The sequence below is a fragment of the Colwellia sp. BRX8-5 genome (genome assembly GCF_014077325.1).
Taxonomy (GTDB): Bacteria; Pseudomonadota; Gammaproteobacteria; order Enterobacterales; family Alteromonadaceae; genus Colwellia_A.
Map to the genome: position 1 here is coordinate 1 of NZ_JACGVR010000105.1, position 344 is coordinate 344.

Annotated in this window: 1 tRNA gene; it reads right to left on the reverse strand. The window is 41.0% G+C overall.

Annotated features, from left to right (window positions below):
* Nucleotides 1-267: 267 nt before the first annotated feature.
* A tRNA-Ala gene (locus tag H4J62_RS20100) sits at nt 268-343 on the reverse strand.
* Nucleotide 344: the final 1 nt, after the last annotated feature.

A 344-nucleotide genomic window follows, 5' to 3' on the forward strand; every position in this document is an offset into this window, starting at 1 on the left:
TGTGCAAATCACAGCGCGACACCGTTCATTGCTTTATAAATATCTTATTTATATCAGCTTTCCAGATTGTTAAAGAACTCATTCTTAACGCGCATTCGGTTAAAAACGTGGTTTAAAAAACCAAACTTAACATGTTCATCAGAACAGTTTAAGTTTGGCCTCTTTCTTTAATGAAGAATCATAATGGTATCTTATATTATACAAGGCAGTTTGTAGCGCCGTGTAGTTTACTACACAAGCTGCGAACTAACGCGGTAGAATTTAAGATGGTGGAGCTATGCAGGATCGAACTGCAGACCTCCTGCGTGCAAGGCAGGCGCTCTCCCAGCTGAGCTATAGCCCCA